Below are 16664 nucleotides of genomic sequence, written 5' to 3'. Positions count from 1 at the left end.
AACGCTCGGCTGGGAAACCCCAGCCGAGCGCCTCGCTAAGCTCCTGGCAACAGCCAGTTGATCACCGTGTTGCGACGACCCCTTGAATTCGCCATCCGGTGGGGGCCCATTCGCGTCACGTCACACCACTTGGTGCAGCCACCGCACGGGCGCGCCCTCGCCCGCGTACCTGAAGGGCTCGAGCTCGTCGTCCCAGGGCTTGCCCAGCAGCTTGGCCAGCTCGGCCGCCAGGTCGCTCTCGCCGCGCTGCGAGCGGGCGAGCGCGGCGCGCAACCGGTCCTCGGGGATCAGGATGTCGCCGTGGATGCCGGTGACGGCGTGGTAGATGCCGAGCTCGGGCGTGGCGCTGTAGCGCTCGCCCTCGGCGCTCGCGCAGGGCTCCGCCGTGACCTCGAAGCGCAGCAGGTCCCAGCCGCGCAGGGCGGAGGCAAGCTTGGACGCGGTGCCCACCGAGCCCTGCCAGGAGAATTCGGATCTCCAGGTGCCCGGCGCCGCGGGCTGCCTGATCCAGTCGAGGCTCACGCGCGCGCCGAGCACGCCCGCGACGGCCCACTCGACGTGTGGGCACAGCGCGCGCGGAGCGGAGTGCACGTACAGAACTCCACGTGTCGTCACCGGGACCTCCAGTGTGGGTCGAGGTTCGCCTTCCCCGGCGGCCTCGCGCCCGTGCCGAGCAGTTTTCCCAAATACTAGATAAAACTGGGAAAAGGGGACAGATGTGACGTGATGTAATTTAGCGGAACCACTGCAGCGGGGCGCCACCGGGTGGGCCACCCGCCCTGTCGCTGCCGTGACAGCGGCGGCCCGGCGGCTACGGGCCGAGGCTACCGTGCGGCGGCGCAAGGAGTGTGACGTACCGTCGGTCCGAAGGCCAGGAAACTCCGACCTTTCACCCGGCGGGGCGCAACCCCGGCCGCACGCATGACGTCACGTTGAACGACAGAGGGGAGCAGGGGATGCGGATCCGCAGGCACCGCTCGCGCGCCGGGGTCGCTATGGCGACGGCGGCCCTTCTGTGCGGCGGGGCGCTCACCGCGTGCGACGCGCAGGGCGACAACTCCTCGGCGCCGGGCGGGCCACCGGCCCACGGCAAGCCGTCCCCCACGCCTACGCCCGTCTGGGACACCTCGCCCCGCTCCCTTGCCGCCGTCGGCGACTCCATCACCCGCGGCTTCGACGCCTGCTCGGTGCTCTCCGACTGCCCCGAGGCGTCCTGGGCGACCGGGACCGACGGCGAGGTCAACAGCCTGGCGACGCGGCTGCTCGGGAAGGGGCGGGCCGCCTCGCACAGTTGGAACCACGCGAAGACCGGGGCGCGCATGGCGGATCTCGCCGGCCAGATCGAGCAGGCCGCCGCCGAGCGCCCCGAACTGGTGACGGTGATGACGGGCGCCAACGACGCCTGCCGCCCCTCGGCCGCCTCGATGACCCCGGTCGCGCAGTTCCGCGCCGACTTCGAGGACGCGATGCGCACGCTCCGCCGCGAGCTGCCGAAGGCGCAGGTGTACGTGGCGTCCGTGCCGGATCTCAAGAGGCTCTGGTCCCAGGGGCGGGCCAATCCGCTGGGCAAGCAGGTGTGGAAGCTGGGCATCTGCGCCTCGATGCTGGCCGACCCGGACGACCTCAACGCCAGGGCGACGCAGCGGCGCGCCACGGTGCGGGATCGCGTGGTCGCGTACAACAAGGTCCTCGAAGAGGTGTGCGACAAGGACCGGCGTTGCCGTTACGACGGCGGGGCGGTCTTCGACTACCGCTTCGACGGTGACCAGTTGAGCCACTGGGACTGGTTCCACCCCAGCAAGAACGGGCAGTCGCGGCTGGCCGAGCTCGCCTATCGACAGGTGACGTCGCGCAAGCGGGTGGCTTGAGCAGGCTGCTTGAGCGGGTGGCTTAACGGCGGTGGTCCTACCTGGGCGGGGCGACGGCGGCGACGACCTCGACCTCGACCAGCGCCCGCGGCGGGACGAGCCGTGAGACCGCGACGGTGGTGCTGGTGGGTGGGGTCCCGGTGAGGAACTCCTTGCGGACGGCCGCGTAGTCGGCGAAGCCGTCCATGTCGGTGAGGAACGTACGGATGTTGATGATGTCGTCGAGTCCCGCGCCGTGCGCCTTGAGCAGACGCTTCAGGGTGTCGAAGACGCCGCGGGTCTGGGCGGCCATGCCGTCGCCCTCGGCACACTGGCCCGAGACGTACAACAGCACGCCGCCGTCGGCGTGTTCGAGGCGGGCGACCTGTGAGTAGGGGCCGAAGGGCTGCGGGGCGGAGGCGGGGTTGTCGATGGTGATCCGCATCGGGCGGGCGTGGCGGGTGCGGATGTGGGTGACGGCGCGGGCGACGTCCTCGTGGACGACGTCGGGGTCTGCGGCAGCTGCCTCGAAGTGGCCCAACACCGCTTCCATCATCGGAAGTCGAGCCGACTCCGTGGCGAGGGTGATGTCCTTGACGGCGAGATCGCTGCCGAAGTGCACGCCGGTCGCGAAGGCGCGGGCGACGGCGCCGCCGAGCGGCCCCGCGGCGAGGGCGTCCTTGGCGGTGGCCTCGTCGAGGCCGAGCGCGTCGGCGAGTTTCATGGCCTCGGCGACCAGGCCCACACCGCCGATGACGGCGGTGTTCACGACGAGCTTGAGCGCGGCGCCGGAGCCGAGGGCGCCGGTGCGGGTGACGGGCCCGAAGCGGGCGAGTACGTGCTCGACGCCAGCCGCGTCGCCACCCGCGAGGATGCCGAGCCGCCCCTCGGCGGCCTTGTCGGTACTGCCCATGACGGGGGCGTCGACGAGGGTGACACCGGCGGGGACGCGGCCCGCCAACTCCCTTACGACATCGGGCCCGACGGTCGACATCTCCACCCAGTACGCGCCGGGGCGCAGCGCGGGGACGACGGCGTCGGCGACCGTGCGCACGGCGTCGGGGCCTGCGAGCATCGTGATGACGACGTCGGCCTCGCGCACGGCGTCGGCGGGGCTCGCGGCGGCCTCGGCACCCGTCGCGACGAGCGGTCCGGCCTTCTCCGGGGTGCGGTTCCAAACCTTCAACGGGTGTCCTGCGGCGAGCAGTTGACGCGCCATTGGTTCGCCCATGCGGCCGAGTCCGAGGAATGCGATCTTTTCCATGCCGCCGACGCTAGGCCCGGACACGGGATGCGACAAGCGAATGTCTAGCATGCGAGCCATGCCGAACCCGCATGCCGCACGGAGAGCGGACGCGCCGCCGCACTCGCCGCCACCCTCGCCGTCACCCCTGTCGCCATCCCCGCCATCCCCGCCATCCTCACCGCCGGAGCTGTCGACCGTCTGGCTGCGGACCTTCGTCGAGGTGACCCGGCACGGGTCGTTCACGGTGGCCGCGCGGGAGCTGGGCTGGACGCAGTCCGCCGTGTCCCGGCAGGTCTCCGCTCTCGAGTCGGCGCTGGGCGGGGCGCCGCTCTTCGACAGGCTGCCACGCGGGGTGCGTCCGACCGCGCAGGGGCGGGCGCTGCTCCCGCACGCGCACGAGATCCTGAACCGACTGAGCTCCATGGGCCGGGAGTTGGCGGCACTGCGGGAGGCAGCGGGCGGACCGCTGCGGGTCGGGGCGTTCGCGACGGCGGACGCGGGGCTCGTGCCCCGGGCGATCGCGGCCTTCCGCACCCGCCACCCCCAGGTGACCCTGACCCGCGAGGAGGGCCTGACGGCCGATCTCCTCGCCCGCCTCGCGGAGGGCGAGCTCGACCTGGCGGTGGTGTCGACGACGGGTGGCGCACTGCCCGGCGAGGCGTACGAGCTGCACCACCTGCTCGACGAGGCGCTGTACGTCGCGCTGCCCGCGGGCCACGCGCTGGCGGCCGAGCCGGAGCTGCGCCTGAGCCGGCTCGCCGCCGAACCGTGGATAGCGGGCGGTCCCGGCGGCGAGGGAACCCTCCTCGGCCCGGCACTCCGCCACGGCTTCCGGCCCCGCGTCGCACACGTCGTCGCGGAGTGGACCGCGAAACAGGGCTACGTGGCGGCGGGCCTCGGCGTCACCCTCGTACCGGCGCTCGCGGCGGAGGGCGTACGGCCGGACATCGCGCTGGTTCCCGTACGGGACGAGGGCCTGCCAAGCCGGACGGTGTACGCGGCGACGGCGCGGGGCCTGACTCCGGCACCGGCGACGAGCCCGTTCCTGCGGGCGCTCAGGGAGGCGGCGCGGGGGTCGCTCGGTCCACGCGGACGTGGAGGTGCCCCTCTCCCGGGTAGTCGGGCGGGAAGGGCGGCAGTACGGAGTGCATGACGTAGCCGCACTTCTGGGCGACGCGGCAGGAACCGCGGTTGGCGGCGGCGTGGAGAAGTTCGAGGCGGCCGGGCGGCAGCGCGCGTCGCGTGGCGAACGCCCAGCGGGAGACCGCTTCCAGGGCGCGCGGGGCCACGCCCTTGCCGCGGGCCTCGGGCACGGTCCAGTACCCCACCTCCGAGGCGGCACCGGACCGCGAACCGTACGGCCGCACCTTGAGCGTCACGTGTCCCAGGAGGCGGTCGGCCCCGGCTACCGGTCCGGCATCGGCATCGGCATCGGCATCGATCACAGCGAAGCTGAAGCGGGTGCCGTCGGCCCACGCCTCGCTCTGCGCGTCGATCCAGCGGCGCGCCTCGGTCGCGTTCGTCAGGTCCGTCACGAGCCAGCGGCGCATGACCGGGTCGCGGTGGGCCGCGAGGAGGGCGGGGGCGTCACGGGGGTGCCATGGGCGGAGGGTCAACCCCGGTGCGGTCGGGCCGGGTTGGGCTACCGGCGTCTCGACCTCGGCCTCGGTCACAGTCTCGGTCTCGGTCACCTGGCCTCTTCCCCCTGTCCGTCACGCGCACGCGCTGTTCGCGCGCTTCTCGGGCCCGACCCTACGTAACGGATCGAGCGAAGGGCACCGCCTCGCCTCAGTCGTCGCGGTGCGCCTTCGGCAGTTGCTGGGTCGCGCAGTGGATGCCGCCGCCGCCCTCGCCGAGGGTGTCCACCGGGAGCTGGGTGACCCGTCGGCCCGGGTAGAGGTCCCGCACGATCGACGCCGCCGCGTCGTCCGCCTTGCGGTCGCCGAAGCGGGGCATGATCACGCCGCCGTTGACGACGTAGTAGTTCACGTAGGTCGCGAGGAAGCCGTCGCCGCGGCGGCCGATGTCGACCGGTTCCGGCAGGGAGACGGTCTCGAGGCGCTTGCCGCGGGCGTCCGTCGCCCCGGCCAGGGCCGCGCGCGCCTGGGCGTACGCCTTGGACCAGACATCCTCCGGCGCCGTCGGAGCCGGGGTGCTCAGGAGGACCACGCCGGGTTCGGTGAACCGGGCCAGCGCGTCGATGTGGCAGTCCGTGATGTCCTCGCCCCGGACACCGGCCACCCAGAGGACCTTGGTCACCCCGAACAGGCTCTTGAGCGCGCGCTCGATGTCGGCGCGGGACCTGCCTCGGTTGCGGTTGCCGTTGACCAGCGAGCTCTCGGTCGCCAGCAGGGTGCCCGCCCCGTCGGTCTCGATCGCGCCGCCCTCGCCGACGAGGGGCGCCTCGATCCTGGCGATGCGCCGGTCGGCGAGGACCGTCCGCGCCACCTTCCCGTCGCGGCCGTGCTCCTGCTTGCCGCCCCAGCCGTTGAAGTTGAGGTCGACGCCCGCGATGCCGTCCGGGCCGAGGACGAAGCTCGGGCCGGTGTCCCGCATCCACAGGTCGTCCACCGGCACCGGCACGACCGTCACGCCCGAGCCGCAGGCGCGCCGGGCCGCCGCCACGTCCCGCTCGTTCGCCAGCAGGGTCACCGGCTCGAACTCGGCGATCGTCCGGGCGATCCGCGCGATGTCCTGCCGCACGGCGTGCACGTCGGACTTCCAGATGCGGCGGCTCGGCCAGGACATGTACGTCAGCTCGTGCGGCGCCGCCTCCTCCGGCATGCGGCGGCGGCCGTCGGGGGTGGCTGTGGGGGCGGTGCGCCCGGCACGTTCCCGGTCCCCGTCCTGGCCCCGGCCGCCCCGCTTCTGTCCCTGCTCGCCGCCGCAGCCGCTCAGCGTCCCGCCGAGGGCGGCGAGGGCCCCGGCCCCCATCCCCGCCCGCACGACCCGACGCCTGGTCATCCGCCCGAACGACATGATCGATTCCCCCTGACTGAAAATTTGGTCAGGACGAGCCTACGGCATGGGTGTCCCGCGAGGGCTTGAGGCATGATCGGGCACCGGAGAGAGTCGACAGCCAGCCCTCAAAGGCGGCGGAGCAGTGGAGTACGCGATGCCGGACAGGCCCACCCAGATCCTCGAAGCCGCCGCCCGGCTCATCGCCCGCCGTGGCGTGCGCGGGCTGCGCGTCGAGGAAGTGTCCGCGGAGGCCGGCGTCTCGACCGCCCTGATCTACTACCACTTCAAGGACCGCGCCGGGCTGCTCCGCCGCACGCTGGAGTTCATCAGCCGTCGGGCGATCCGCTACACCGACCCCGCCCTGGACGCCTCCCCGGACGACGCCCCCCGCGCCCGCCTCACCGGCCTGCTGCTCCTCGAACTCCAGGACACCCCGCACGTACGGGAGAACAGCGCGGCCTGGGGCGAGCTGCGCGCCACCGCGGTCTTCGACCCGGAGCTGCGGGAGCAGCTGGCCACCGCGACCCGGGAGTGGGTCGACGACCTCGCGCACCTGGTGCGGCGGTCCTGCGACGCCGGGCAGGCCGGGCCCGGGGTCGACGCCGAGGCGGCGGCCGAGCGGCTCAGCGCGCTGGTCGAGGGGCTGAGCGAGCGGTGGCTGAGCGGCACGCTGCCGCTCGACCGGGCGCACGAGCTGCTCCGCGGGGCCGTCGCTCTTGAGCTGCGGCGGCCCTGACCCGACCGCCTCGACGCCGGGGCGCTCAGGCGAAGAAGGCGTTCATCCCGGGCACGTCGGAGAGATAGGTCTCGATGCTCGCGATCCTGCCGTCCCGGAGTCTGCAGACCGTGGCCAGGTACTCATCGAGGACGGCGTCCTCCCGGCGTGCGGTGTTGTGCAGGGAGAGTGCCATGTTCTCCCTGCTGACCAGGATGTGCAGCAGCTCGAAGTTCAGGCCGTACGAAGCGATCCGCCGAGCGCGTTCCACCACGGCGTCGGCGCCGTCGGCCGTGCCGGAGATGGTGTTGTCGCCGGGAAGGGTCCAGGTGGCGTCGTCGTGCAGCAGGGCCCGGATGGCGTCCCAGTCGCCCGAGACGAGGGCCCGGTGGAAGCTGCGTCCGAGGGCGAGGGCGGATTCGTCGGTGGACATGGTGATCCCTTCGGAAGACGCTGAAGCGGTGATCCCACTAAAGCGGTGATCTGCGCGTTAGTGCGACTCTAGACCACTCCGGCCCCTAAGGCGCAAGTCTTTGCTTTAGAGCCTGTGTCATATCCCCGGTCGGATCAGTGGGCGTCGTCTGGTGCGTGCGATCGCAAGGCGCCGGGAAGTCCTTGTAGCGGAGCTACTAGGGCTTTTCGGCAACGCGGCGAGCGTGCGTGCCAGGCGGCGACAACCCGGCCGGGGATATGACACAGGCTCTTAAGGTGGAGGGGTGAACACTGACGTACCGGCGAGGCGGCCCGGAGGCCGCAGCAGCCGCGTCCGTGCCGCCGTCCACAGCGCCGCGATCGCGCTGGTGGGCGAGCGCGGTGCCGACCAGGTGACGCTGCCCGCGGTGGCCCAGCGCGCGGGGGTCAACCCCAGCACCCTCTACCGGCGCTGGGGCACGCTCGCCGCGCTCCTTGCCGACGTCGCCGAGCACCGCGGCGAGGCCGGTGCGCCCCCGCTCCTCGGCGATCTGCGCACCGACCTGGAGAACCAGGCGATCTGGACCCTGACGGAGCTCTCCCGGCCCGGCGGCATCGCGTTCTTCCGCGCCGAGGTCGCGCCCGACGTCGACGAGCGGCACGACGGCCTGCGCGAGTGCCTGCGCCGGGTCACCGAGCGCTTCGGGCCTGTCCTCGACACGGCGCGCGAGCGTGGCGAGGCACCCCCGTCCCTGGAGCGGGTCCTGGACCGGATCGTCGCGCCGCTCTACTTCCGGGTGGTCTTCTCGATACCCGGTACGGACGAGGCATACGTCCGCGACCTTGTCGCGGAGCTCATCGAGCAGCCCTAGATTGAGCCCGGCCCCGATCCGCCCCTCGCGGCGGCGGCCTGCGCCGCCCCGCGCCCCGACGCCCGGCACGCCCTGCCGCCGACGACGCCACGTGGGCGCGCGGCCGGGGCTGGGCGCTCACGGTCGCCCTCGCCGAACTCGCGTACTACCGGGAGACGAACCCCGTGATGGCCGGTATCGCGAGCCGCGTTCTCGGCCATCCGACGGCGGAGTCATCACCATCCGACGGCGGTGGAGGGCGCGGCCGGGCAGTCGGTCCGGCCGCGCGCGACGACGACGCGCCGCTCACCCGGTGCTCAGCAGGAGCTGGACCGCAAGGCCCGTGATCAGCGCGCTCGACGTGAGCGCCGTGAGCAGACGGCCCCGGTGGCCCGTCAGCGCCCGGCCCAGCAGCGCCCCACCACCTGCGAGGAGCAGCTGCCAGCTCGCCGAGGCAGCAAAGGCGGCCAGCGCGAACACCGTCTGCTCCAGGTGCGTCAGCGTGGCGGTGGCCGGGCTGCCGAGGACGAGTGCGGCGAAGTAGATCATTGTGGCGGGGTTCAGGAGAGTGAGCCCGAGCAGGGCGGTGTAGGCACGGGCGGGGCCGAGGGGGGTGCCGGTCCTCGCGGTGGCCGCGTCGCGCGCGCGGTACCGGCGGACCGCCGTCGCCGCGCCCCGCGCCGCCAGTACGACGAGCACCAGGACCGAGGCCCACCTCAAGGGCGTCATGACCGGCTCGACGACGCCGGTCAGCGAGGCGCCGCCGACCGCGGCGAGCAGGGCGTACAGGCCGTCGGCGGTGGCGACTCCCAGGGCGGCGTGGGCTCCGGTCCACAGGGACGTGCGGGCGGTCAGCGCCACGAGGTGGGTCGCGACTCCGCCGACCGGCATGGCGATGCCGTACCCGGCGAGAAGCCCCGCGACCAGGACCTCGCTCACGCGTACGCGCGAATCGGCCTCCATGACCGCTGCCGGCCGGCCTGCTGCCCGCTCCGTGCCGGACGAGCGGCAAAGGGGCGCGGGGGCGGGGTGGCGGCAGTCCGGAGCGTGTTCATGAGCCGAGCGTGCCGGGAGGCGAGCGGTAGCGGCAACCGAATTCCCACGGTGCGCCGCACGCAGGATGGGGTCGCGGACTGTCTGTCGCCGACTTGGCCGACCCTGCCGCTCGCCGGATCACTCCGCGTACCGCGCCGACCGGAACACGCCCACCTGTGGCCAGTCCGATCCCCCCGTCTACGCCCTCAACCCGTCCTCGTACCGCCGCAAGATCTCGCGTGCCGTGCCCGGTGTCTGGTGGCCCACCAGCACCTGGGCCGTGAGGCCCTCCGTCAGGGCCAGCAAGGTGGCGGCCTCGGCGGCCGGGGTGAAGCCGGGGCGGAAGTCGCCGGTCTCCTGGCCGTAACCGAGCAGCCAGGCGACGAGTTCGTGCGACTTCGCGTACGTCTCGCGCAGCACCGCCGCCAGTCGCTCGCTCACCGCCGCGTGCGCGACGAAGGCGCCCCAGACCTGCGCCTCCGTCCTGTCCTCCGGCTCGACGAGGGCAAGCGCCGACAGCGTGCGGTGGAGCAGGGTCACGGCCGATCGCGGGGTGCCCGACGCCTCGATGCGGGCCTTCGCCCGGTCGCCGATCCGCTGTGAGATGCCCTCCAGCGCGAAGAGCAGCATCTCCTCCTTGGTGCGGAAGCAGCGCTGGACCGCGCCCATCGACACCCCCGCCTCCGCCGCGACGTCGCGGAGGCTGACCGACTCCATCCCGGAGCGGGCGATCAGGGCGCAGACCGCTTCGGCGATGCGGCTGCGGCGGTCCTCGTAGTCGACCTGTCTGGGCACGGGCGGATGCCTTTCGTCGGGGCGCCGGGCGGGCCGGATCTTTTCGATGCGGTTGCATCGTATCCCGTCTCCGGGCATGATCTGATGCGACCGCATCGGAACGAGTGGCGCCGCGCCGTCGTGGTACGCGAGGCGCCGCATTCGGGGAGACATACGCATGGCGATCAGGACCGGGCAGAACAAGGCCGGACAGGGCGAGGCCGGACAGAACGGGCAGGGCAAGAAGTCGTCCGTGGGGATGCTGACCCTCTTCGGCTTCATCCTGCTCATCCAGGGGTTCGGCTCCGCGATCACGGAGGCCGGCTGGGACACCGGCTTCGGCGTCTCCGCCGTGCTGCGCGAGGCCGGTGCCCCGGCCTGGACGGACCTGGTGGTCGGCGCGCTCGGCTGCGCGCTGCTCGCGGCGGCGGCCCGCGCCCGACTGCTGCGGAAGACGCGGTAGGCGCCCGCCACCGCGCGGCACCGCACCGCCTCGGGTCACGATCCAGCCCTCACCCCTCCCGTCCCGCAGACCCGATCTGGCCCTCACCCCTCCCGCCCCGCGATACTTCCGCCACCCCACCGCTTACGGAAGGACTCGCGTGCTCTCTCGACTTGGCGCTCTCGGCGTCGCCGCTCTCCTCGCCGGGCTCGCCACCCCGGCCCCCGCCTCCGCCGCCCCGGCCGGGCGTGCGGCCCCCACCGCCGAGGAGGCGCGGCTCGACCGCGCCGCCCCGCAGGAGATCCTTCGGCGCAGCGGATTCGACTCCGTGGCCCCGGATCTCGCGCGTGCGCTCGGCGCCTCCCACTCCTACGGCCAGGCACGGCGACTCGTCGCCCGCGAGGGCAGGTCGCTGTGGCGGCGGGCCGTCGGCCGGGCGCAGGGGCACGGGCCCGCCGGGTCCTCCGGGGCGGCCCTCAGCCGGGACGACGACCGGCCGCTGTACTGGGCGCGGCTCGGCATGACGCGGGAGCTGCGGACGTGGCAGCCTGCGCGCTTCTCCCTCACGGACACCCGACGAGCCCGGCTCATAGGCGAGTTGGAGCGGACCTCCCGCGGCCAGGACTCCGTCGACTATCGCGGCGACAGCAGCGACAACAGCAGCCTCTCCCCCACCCGCCACAAGCACATCAAACGCATCCTCGTCACCGGCTTCGACCCCTTCACCCTCGACCGTGACGTCCGTATCAGCAATCCGTCCGGCGCCACCGCCCTCGCCCTGGACGGCACCACGATCCGGACCCCCGACGGGCCCGCGCGCATCGAGGCCGTCGTCTTCCCGGTCCGCTGGCAGGACTTCGCCGACGGCGCCGTGGAGCGGGCGCTGCGGCCGCACCTGCCGCGCGTCGACCTCTTCACCACCATCAGCCAGGGACGCGTCGGCCGGTTCGACATCGAGCGGACCAACGGTGCCTGGCGCGGCGGCTTCGCCGACAACGACAACGTGTCGCGCACGGAGACCATCCCGGTGACCGATCCCGGCTCGCAGCCCCAGTGGACGTCGACGACCCTCCCGTACAAGAAGATCGCGGACGCGCGGACAGGCCGCTTCCCCGTGTACGACAACACGTCCGTGACCGAGATCCCGGCGGGCGGCACCGAGCCCGTGGTCCGGCCCGGCGGGCCCACCGAGGGGTCGACGGCGCGCGCGGGCGGCGGCGGGGACTACCTGTCGAACGAGATCGGCTACCGCGCGACGCTGCTGCGGGACCGGCTCGGGCTGCACGACCGACTGCCCGGCGGCCATGTGCACACGCCGGTGCTGCAGTTCGGCGCGGGCAACACGGATCCGGCGACGGGTGACGTCACCGATCCCGAGTTCGTGCGGAACCGGCTCGACATCATCGCTCAGGTGCGGGGGATCCTCCGGGTGGCCGCGTCGTCGTCCTGACCGGCGGCCGGACCGCCACCGGCGCCGGCCCCTGAACGACTGCCGCCGCCGTCGCCGTCGTCGCCGCCACCCGACGCGTTCTCGCCGAGCAGGTCGCGGGCCATCAGCGTCGCCCCCGCGACCGCGCCCGGCATCAGGAACACCGCGACGAACGGCACCATGAAGGCGACGGCGAGCGGCGCGCCGAAGCCCCAGGCCAGCCGCTTGCGGGAGCGCAGCAGGGTGAGCCGTTCGCGCAGTTCCACGCCGCGGCGCTGCAGGGCGACGGCGGTGAGCTCCTCCACCAGGAAGAACCCGGTCACGCAGAAGCCGATCACCGGGACCACGGTCTGGCCCGCGACCGGCACGAAGCCGAGCGCGAAGAGCAGCACGCCCCAGAGCACCGCCCGCACCAGGATGCGGAGGCTGTCCCTGGCGGAGATCCACAGGTCCCGCCAGAGCGGCAGCCCGGACTCCGGTGCGTGACCGCCCTCGGCGATGTCGACCTGCTCGGAGAGCGACTCGTAGAACGGCTCACCGATGAGCAGCGTCACGGCGGTGAAGGTGAGGACGGAGAGCAGCAGCGCGAGGGCGAAGAGCAGGGCCGTGAGGAAGCCGCGGAAGATGCCGAGCCAGGGCGAGGACCAGTCGTCGGCGAACGGCGTGGCCCAGCCGACGAGATCGGCGCCCCACAGGGCGAGAGCGACGAGCGCAGCCGCGTAGAGGACGAGGGTGATGAGGCCGGGCAGCAGTCCCCATCCGTACTGCCGGCCGTGCCGGGCGACCCAGCGCTGCCCCTTCACCAAGTAGCCGAAGCCCACACCCAGATCGCGCATGCGGCACACCTTAGCCGCAGGTGGGCGGCGGTCTGCGTGGGGTGGCGGCGGCTCTGTCACAGGCGGGGCACAAGGCCCTCTTGTTGCGGGGGAGTTGAGCCGGTAAGACCTCGCATACCGATCCCCCGGAGGTACGTATGGGTATATCCCGGCCGTCGAGCACCGTATCGCTCACCACCGCCGTCACCGCCATCACCGCCGTCACCGCGGGCGCCCTGGTCCTCACCGCGCTCGCCCCGGGCAGCGCGGTTGCCGGTCCGACGCCGCGTCCGGTCGTCCGTGAGGGCTCACCGACCGGCGCCGAACGGGCCGCCGACGCCCCGGCGGAAGCCGCCGAACGCGCCCTCGCCGATACGCGGTCCCCCGGCCCCGGCAGCAACGGGCCCGGGACCGACGAGATCGGCAGCGACAAGCTCGGCAGCGACAACGGCCGCGGCTACCCGCGCGAGCGGAGGCTCACCGCGCCCCCGGAGAACCCGGCCGACAAATCGATAAAACTGGGGCTCACGCCGTACCACGGCATAGCCCCGAAGCTGAACGCCCTGCAACGCATCGGCGACCGCGTCAGCGTGGAGATCGCGGGCCGCTCCGCGGGCGGTCACCAGCTCTACCTCGTGACCGTCACCGCGCCCGAGTCCGCGCGCGAGACGGCCCGGCAGGCGCGGATGCGCGAGCGCATCGAGAACGCGCCGCGGGCCGCCGCCCACGACCATGCGATCAAGTCCTCGTACAAGACGCCCGTCTTCATCAACAACAACATCCACGGCAACGAGTGGGAGGGCACCGACGCCGCCCTGAAGCTCATCGAGAGGCTGGCGAGGGCGAAGGACGAGAAGAGCCGGGACCTGCTCGCGCACAACCGCCTCTACTTCAACGTCACCAGCAACCCCGACGGCCGCATCGCCGGCACCCGCGCCAACGCGGGCGGCTTCGACCTCAACCGCGACTTCATCACCGCCTCGCAGCCCGAGTCCCGCGCGATCCGGCGGATCGCCGTCGCCAAGCAGCCCGCCGTCATGATCGACCTGCACGGATACGTCAACGGCACACTGATCGAGCCGACCACTCCCCCGCACGGCGAGAACTACGAGTACGACCTCTTCCTCAAGAATGCCTACGCCAACGCCCTCGGCATGGAGGCCGCCATCAAGGGCCTCGGCTACACCGAGGAGAAGGACGGCGTGAAGCCGCCCGTCATCCCCTTCCGCGACCAGCAGGAGGGCTGGGACGACTGGCCGCCGATCTTCACCCCGCAGTACCTGCCCTTCCACGGCGCGGTCGCCACGCACACCATCGAGTTCCCGATGCAGGTGAACAACGAGGAGTACGAGACGCAGCCCGTCGCGGAGCTCCGGCGCAGGGCCGCCGTCAACGTCGACATCGCGGGCGCCGCGATGCGCGCCACCCTCGCCTACACCGACAGCCACCGCCGCTCGGTGATCGCCGACCAGATCGAGGTCTTCCGGCGGGGCGCGGCCGGTGCCGAGCAGGTGCCGGTGTCGGAGGAGACGGTTCCGGGGGTGCCGGGGATCGGCCCCGAGGACGTGTACACGACCAAGTTCCCGCGCGCGTACGTGATTCCGGCGAGCGGGGGCCGCCAGCGTTCGGCGGCGGCCGCGGCGCGGCTCGTGGACCATCTGGTCGCCAACGACGTGCGGGTGGAGCGGGTGGGGCGCGGCTTCCGGCTAGGCGGACGGACGTACCCGAAGGGCTCGTACGTCGTCGACATGCACCAGCCGAAGCGGGGCCTGGCCAATGTGATGCTGGCCGACGGGCGGGACATCAGCGACAAGGTGTCGACGATGTACGACATCTCGGGGTGGAGCCTCGGGCGCCTCTGGGGCGCGAGCGTCGACGTGGTCCAGGACGGTGACCTGCGCGGCGTCCACACGCGGCCGGTACGCGCGGCGACGCGGATCGGCCGGGTGGCGCCACACGGCGACCTGCGGCTGCGACTGGACGACCCGCGCGAGTTCGAAGCCCTCAACTCCCTTCTCTCGCAGGGCATTCCGGTACGCCGTGACCGCGAGGGCAACGCCGTCCTGCCGTCGTCCGCGCGCCGTGCCGCGACCGCCGCCGCACGGAAGTACGACGTGGCTTTCGAGGCCGCCAGAGCCCGGGGCGGCGCCGCCCTGCACCGCACACGGGTCGCCGCGGCCGTCACGCCGGGCGAGCTGTTCGCGCTGCGGGAGATGGACTTCGACGTGGTGCCCGTGTCGACCGCCGTGCTCAACTCCGGCTTCGACTGGAGGAAGGCGGACGTGCTCTTCGTGTCGGCCGGACTCGACCGCGGCAAGCTGAATCCGGCGGCCAGGGCCGGCCTCGACCGGTTCCTCGCCGGGGGCGGCGGGCTCGTCGGGCGGGGAGCCGTCGGGGCCGCGCTGAACGCCGACGCGAAGCTGCTCGCCGCCGAGCCCGTCGAGGGCAACGGCGACGCCAACGGCGTGGTCCGCGTGGCCAACACGGGCGGCGGCAGGGTGACCGGCGGGGCGGTGACCGGCGGGGCGCCGGACCACAGCTTCGTCTACGCGCCGATGTGGTTCACCGACCTCGGCCCCGGGGTGCGCGTGGAGCAGAGGTACGGCAGCGGAAACCCCCTGCTGTCCGGGCACTGGCGGGCGCTGGACGACGGCTCCGGAGGACCCGCCGACGCCGCGGGCCAGGCCTCGGTCGTCAGCGGATCGGCGGGCGGCGCGAACGTGGTGCTCTTCGGCACGGAGCCGCTCTTCCGCGACCACCCGAAGGGGATGTTCTCGCAAATCGGGCAGGCTTTGCTGAGCGTTCGCCGGTAGGCGGGGACCAGCGGGAATGAGTTCCGGCGGCGCGGCGGTTGAGCGGACACAGATCATTTTCCGACGCGCCCCCGGAGGCCATCCCGTATGACCCGTGAGATCCGAGTGCAGGGCACTGTCGCCGACGGTTACGAGACCGTGCGCGACGAGTTCACCGCCGTCCTCGCCGCCGAGGACCCCCGCTACGCCGGGCAGCTGGCCGCGTACGTCAAGGGCCGCAAGGTCGTCGACCTGTGGGCCGGCCCCGACACGGACGCGGACACGCTGTACGGGGTGTACTCGTCCACCAAGGGTGCGGCCCATCTCGTCGTCGCCCTGCTCGTCCAGGACGGCACGCTCGATCTGGACCGCGAAGTCGCCCACTACTGGCCGGAGTTCGCCGCCGGGGGCAAGGGCGCGGTGACCCTGCGCGAACTGCTCGCGCACCGGGCGGGCGTGGTGGGCGCGGACACCGGCTTCTCGCCCGAGGAACTCGCCGACGACCGGGCGATCGCCGAGCGGCTGGCCGCGCAGCGCCCGTACTGGCGCCCCGGCACCGCCTTCGGCTACCACGCCCTCGCCATCGGGGCGCTCTCCGGCGAGGTGGTGTTCCGCGCCACCGGCCGGGCCCTGCAAGAGGTGTACGAGGAGCGGGTGCGCGCACCGCACGGCCTCGACTTCTTCCTCGGCCTGCCCGAGGAGCACGAGAGCCGGTTCCACTCGGTCCTGCCGATGGACCCGACGCCCGAGCAGCAGGCGCTCCTCGCGTCGGTGCCGACGGGGCCGCAGAGCCTCAACTCCATCGCCTTCAACCGCAACGCGGCTCGGCCCACCGACCTCCAGGCCCTGCCCAACTCCCGTGCGATACGCGCGAAGGGCCCCGCCTCGGTCGGCGGCGTGGCCTCCGCGCGCGGCCTCGCCGGGATGTACGCGGCAGCCGTCACCGGTGTCGAGGGCGGCGAGGCGCTCCTCACGGCGGACACGGTCGCCGAGTTCGGGCAGATCCAGTCGGTCGGGTACGACCTGGTGTCGCAGGCGCACAAGATCTTCGCGGTCGGCTTCCAGGCCACGTCCGAGGCCCTGTTCCCGTTCCTCGGCGCGGGCTCGATCGGGCACAGCGGCGCGGGCGGCTCCCAGGCGTTCGCCGATCCGCGCAGCGGGCTCGCCTACGGGTACGCGCGGCGGCGGTACGCCTTCCCCGGCGGTTCGGCGCCGGAGAACGAGCGGCTCGCCCGGGTGGTGCACGAGGCGGCGCTCGCGGCGGGCTGAGCGCCTGGGGCGACACCCGTAGGCAGGCACGACGGAGGGCCGCACCCCGATTGCTTCCGGGGTGCGGCCCTCGTCGT

The 16664-nt window shown here is 73.0% G+C and carries 16 protein-coding genes and 1 pseudogene; 9 read left to right on the top strand and 8 right to left on the bottom strand.

Features of this window, described 5'->3' with window-relative positions; genetic code table 11:
• Positions 1 to 120 precede the first annotated feature (120 nt).
• Positions 121 to 615 (bottom strand): DUF3145 domain-containing protein, encoded by a 495-nt coding sequence (locus ACFVYR_RS35515; RefSeq protein ID WP_356261936.1) that lies wholly within the window; start codon positions 613 to 615, stop codon positions 121 to 123.
• A 341-nt stretch (positions 616 to 956) separates the two neighbouring features.
• Between ACFVYR_RS35515 and ACFVYR_RS35510 the strand changes: the two genes are divergently transcribed.
• Entirely contained in the window at positions 957 to 1868 is a 912-nt protein-coding gene (locus ACFVYR_RS35510) for an SGNH/GDSL hydrolase family protein (RefSeq protein WP_384263486.1), read from the top strand.
• Between the two features lie 37 nt (positions 1869 to 1905).
• Here ACFVYR_RS35510 and ACFVYR_RS35505 read toward each other — a convergent pair whose 3' ends face one another.
• Positions 1906 to 3111, bottom strand: coding sequence for an NAD(P)-binding domain-containing protein (locus ACFVYR_RS35505; protein ID WP_384263484.1), 1206 nt, complete (start codon positions 3109 to 3111; stop codon positions 1906 to 1908).
• A gap of 169 nt (positions 3112 to 3280) precedes the next feature.
• Between ACFVYR_RS35505 and ACFVYR_RS35500 the strand changes: the two genes are divergently transcribed.
• On the top strand, positions 3281 to 4246 hold the full coding sequence (locus tag ACFVYR_RS35500; protein ID WP_384263489.1) for a LysR family transcriptional regulator: 966 nt from the start codon (positions 3281 to 3283) through the stop codon (positions 4244 to 4246).
• Here the strand turns inward: ACFVYR_RS35500 and ACFVYR_RS35495 are convergent.
• Positions 4149 to 4784 (bottom strand): GNAT family N-acetyltransferase, encoded by a 636-nt coding sequence (locus tag ACFVYR_RS35495; RefSeq protein ID WP_384263481.1) that lies wholly within the window; start codon positions 4782 to 4784, stop codon positions 4149 to 4151. The genes ACFVYR_RS35500 and ACFVYR_RS35495 overlap by 98 nt on opposite strands.
• Before the next feature lie 97 nt (positions 4785 to 4881).
• Positions 4882 to 6057, bottom strand: coding sequence for an agmatine deiminase family protein (locus ACFVYR_RS35490; RefSeq protein ID WP_384263479.1), 1176 nt, complete (start codon positions 6055 to 6057; stop codon positions 4882 to 4884).
• 151 nt (positions 6058 to 6208) lie between these two features.
• Here ACFVYR_RS35490 and ACFVYR_RS35485 point away from each other — a divergent pair, with 151 nt between their 5' ends.
• Positions 6209 to 6790 (top strand): TetR/AcrR family transcriptional regulator, encoded by a 582-nt coding sequence (locus tag ACFVYR_RS35485; protein ID WP_384263476.1) that lies wholly within the window; start codon positions 6209 to 6211, stop codon positions 6788 to 6790.
• A gap of 25 nt (positions 6791 to 6815) precedes the next feature.
• On the opposite strand, the gene ACFVYR_RS35480 is transcribed toward ACFVYR_RS35485, so the two are convergent.
• Positions 6816 to 7202 carry a nuclear transport factor 2 family protein gene (locus tag ACFVYR_RS35480; RefSeq protein ID WP_384263474.1) on the bottom strand — a complete coding sequence of 129 codons (387 nt, stop codon included), beginning with the start codon at positions 7200 to 7202 and terminating at the stop codon, positions 6816 to 6818.
• Between the two features lie 283 nt (positions 7203 to 7485).
• On the opposite strand from ACFVYR_RS35480, the gene ACFVYR_RS35475 reads away from it, so the two are divergent.
• Both ACFVYR_RS35475 and ACFVYR_RS35470 read left to right on the top strand, forming a co-directional pair.
• Positions 7486 to 8052 (top strand): TetR/AcrR family transcriptional regulator, encoded by a 567-nt coding sequence (locus ACFVYR_RS35475; protein WP_384263471.1) that lies wholly within the window; start codon positions 7486 to 7488, stop codon positions 8050 to 8052.
• Positions 8053 to 8126: 74 nt separating this feature from the next.
• Positions 8127 to 8249, top strand: a pseudogene (locus ACFVYR_RS35470) (phosphotransferase); the annotation flags it as partial.
• 88 nt (positions 8250 to 8337) lie between these two features.
• Here the strand turns inward: ACFVYR_RS35470 and ACFVYR_RS35465 are convergent.
• Positions 8338 to 8994: a LysE family transporter gene (locus ACFVYR_RS35465; RefSeq protein WP_384263469.1), complete on the bottom strand. Its 657-nt coding sequence runs from the start codon at positions 8992 to 8994 to the stop codon at positions 8338 to 8340.
• A 270-nt stretch (positions 8995 to 9264) separates the two neighbouring features.
• Positions 9265 to 9861: a TetR/AcrR family transcriptional regulator gene (locus tag ACFVYR_RS35460; protein WP_384263467.1), complete on the bottom strand. Its 597-nt coding sequence runs from the start codon at positions 9859 to 9861 to the stop codon at positions 9265 to 9267.
• Positions 9862 to 10018: 157 nt separating this feature from the next.
• Here ACFVYR_RS35460 and ACFVYR_RS35455 point away from each other — a divergent pair, with 157 nt between their 5' ends.
• Positions 10019 to 10303 carry a hypothetical protein gene (locus ACFVYR_RS35455; protein WP_384263464.1) on the top strand — a complete coding sequence of 95 codons (285 nt, stop codon included), beginning with the start codon at positions 10019 to 10021 and terminating at the stop codon, positions 10301 to 10303.
• A 139-nt stretch (positions 10304 to 10442) separates the two neighbouring features.
• Positions 10443 to 11732 (top strand): pyroglutamyl peptidase, encoded by a 1290-nt coding sequence (locus ACFVYR_RS35450; protein WP_384263462.1) that lies wholly within the window; start codon positions 10443 to 10445, stop codon positions 11730 to 11732.
• Here ACFVYR_RS35450 and ACFVYR_RS35445 read toward each other — a convergent pair.
• Entirely contained in the window at positions 11690 to 12547 is an 858-nt protein-coding gene (locus ACFVYR_RS35445) for an EI24 domain-containing protein (RefSeq protein ID WP_384263459.1), read from the bottom strand. The two genes, ACFVYR_RS35450 and ACFVYR_RS35445, sit on opposite strands and share 43 nt — an antisense overlap.
• Before the next feature lie 137 nt (positions 12548 to 12684).
• Here ACFVYR_RS35445 and ACFVYR_RS35440 point away from each other — a divergent pair, with 137 nt between their 5' ends.
• Together ACFVYR_RS35440 and ACFVYR_RS35435 are read left to right on the top strand one after the other, a co-directional pair.
• Positions 12685 to 15339 (top strand): M14 family zinc carboxypeptidase, encoded by a 2655-nt coding sequence (locus tag ACFVYR_RS35440; protein WP_384263457.1) that lies wholly within the window; start codon positions 12685 to 12687, stop codon positions 15337 to 15339.
• A gap of 87 nt (positions 15340 to 15426) precedes the next feature.
• The gene (locus ACFVYR_RS35435; protein ID WP_384263455.1) at positions 15427 to 16587 is read left to right on the top strand and encodes a serine hydrolase domain-containing protein; all 1161 of its coding nucleotides are present in this window, start codon (positions 15427 to 15429) and stop codon (positions 16585 to 16587) included.
• Positions 16588 to 16664 lie beyond the last annotated feature (77 nt).

The sequence above is a fragment of the Streptomyces sp. NPDC058284 genome (assembly GCF_042881135.1).
GTDB lineage: Bacteria > Actinomycetota > Actinomycetes > Streptomycetales > Streptomycetaceae > Streptomyces.
Note: the sequence above shows the minus strand (reverse complement) of the source record. Positions and strands in the feature narration are given on the sequence as shown.

Bases quoted from the DNA above. Each gene is read 5' to 3' on its own strand.
- ACFVYR_RS35490 (WP_384263479.1), bottom strand. From the start codon at position 6,057: ATGACCAGGCGTCGGGTCGTGCGGGCGGGGATGGGGGCCGGGGCCCTC.
- ACFVYR_RS35510 (WP_384263486.1), top strand. From the start codon at position 957: ATGCGGATCCGCAGGCACCGCTCGCGCGCCGGGGTCGCTATGGCGACG.
- ACFVYR_RS35440 (WP_384263457.1), top strand. From the start codon at position 12,685: ATGGGTATATCCCGGCCGTCGAGCACCGTATCGCTCACCACCGCCGTC.
- ACFVYR_RS35455 (WP_384263464.1), top strand. From the start codon at position 10,019: ATGGCGATCAGGACCGGGCAGAACAAGGCCGGACAGGGCGAGGCCGGA.
- ACFVYR_RS35445 (WP_384263459.1), bottom strand. From the start codon at position 12,547: ATGCGCGATCTGGGTGTGGGCTTCGGCTACTTGGTGAAGGGGCAGCGC.
- ACFVYR_RS35465 (WP_384263469.1), bottom strand. From the start codon at position 8,994: ATGGAGGCCGATTCGCGCGTACGCGTGAGCGAGGTCCTGGTCGCGGGG.
- ACFVYR_RS35485 (WP_384263476.1), top strand. From the start codon at position 6,209: ATGCCGGACAGGCCCACCCAGATCCTCGAAGCCGCCGCCCGGCTCATC.
- ACFVYR_RS35505 (WP_384263484.1), bottom strand. From the start codon at position 3,111: ATGGAAAAGATCGCATTCCTCGGACTCGGCCGCATGGGCGAACCAATG.
- ACFVYR_RS35480 (WP_384263474.1), bottom strand. From the start codon at position 7,202: ATGTCCACCGACGAATCCGCCCTCGCCCTCGGACGCAGCTTCCACCGG.
- ACFVYR_RS35435 (WP_384263455.1), top strand. From the start codon at position 15,427: ATGACCCGTGAGATCCGAGTGCAGGGCACTGTCGCCGACGGTTACGAG.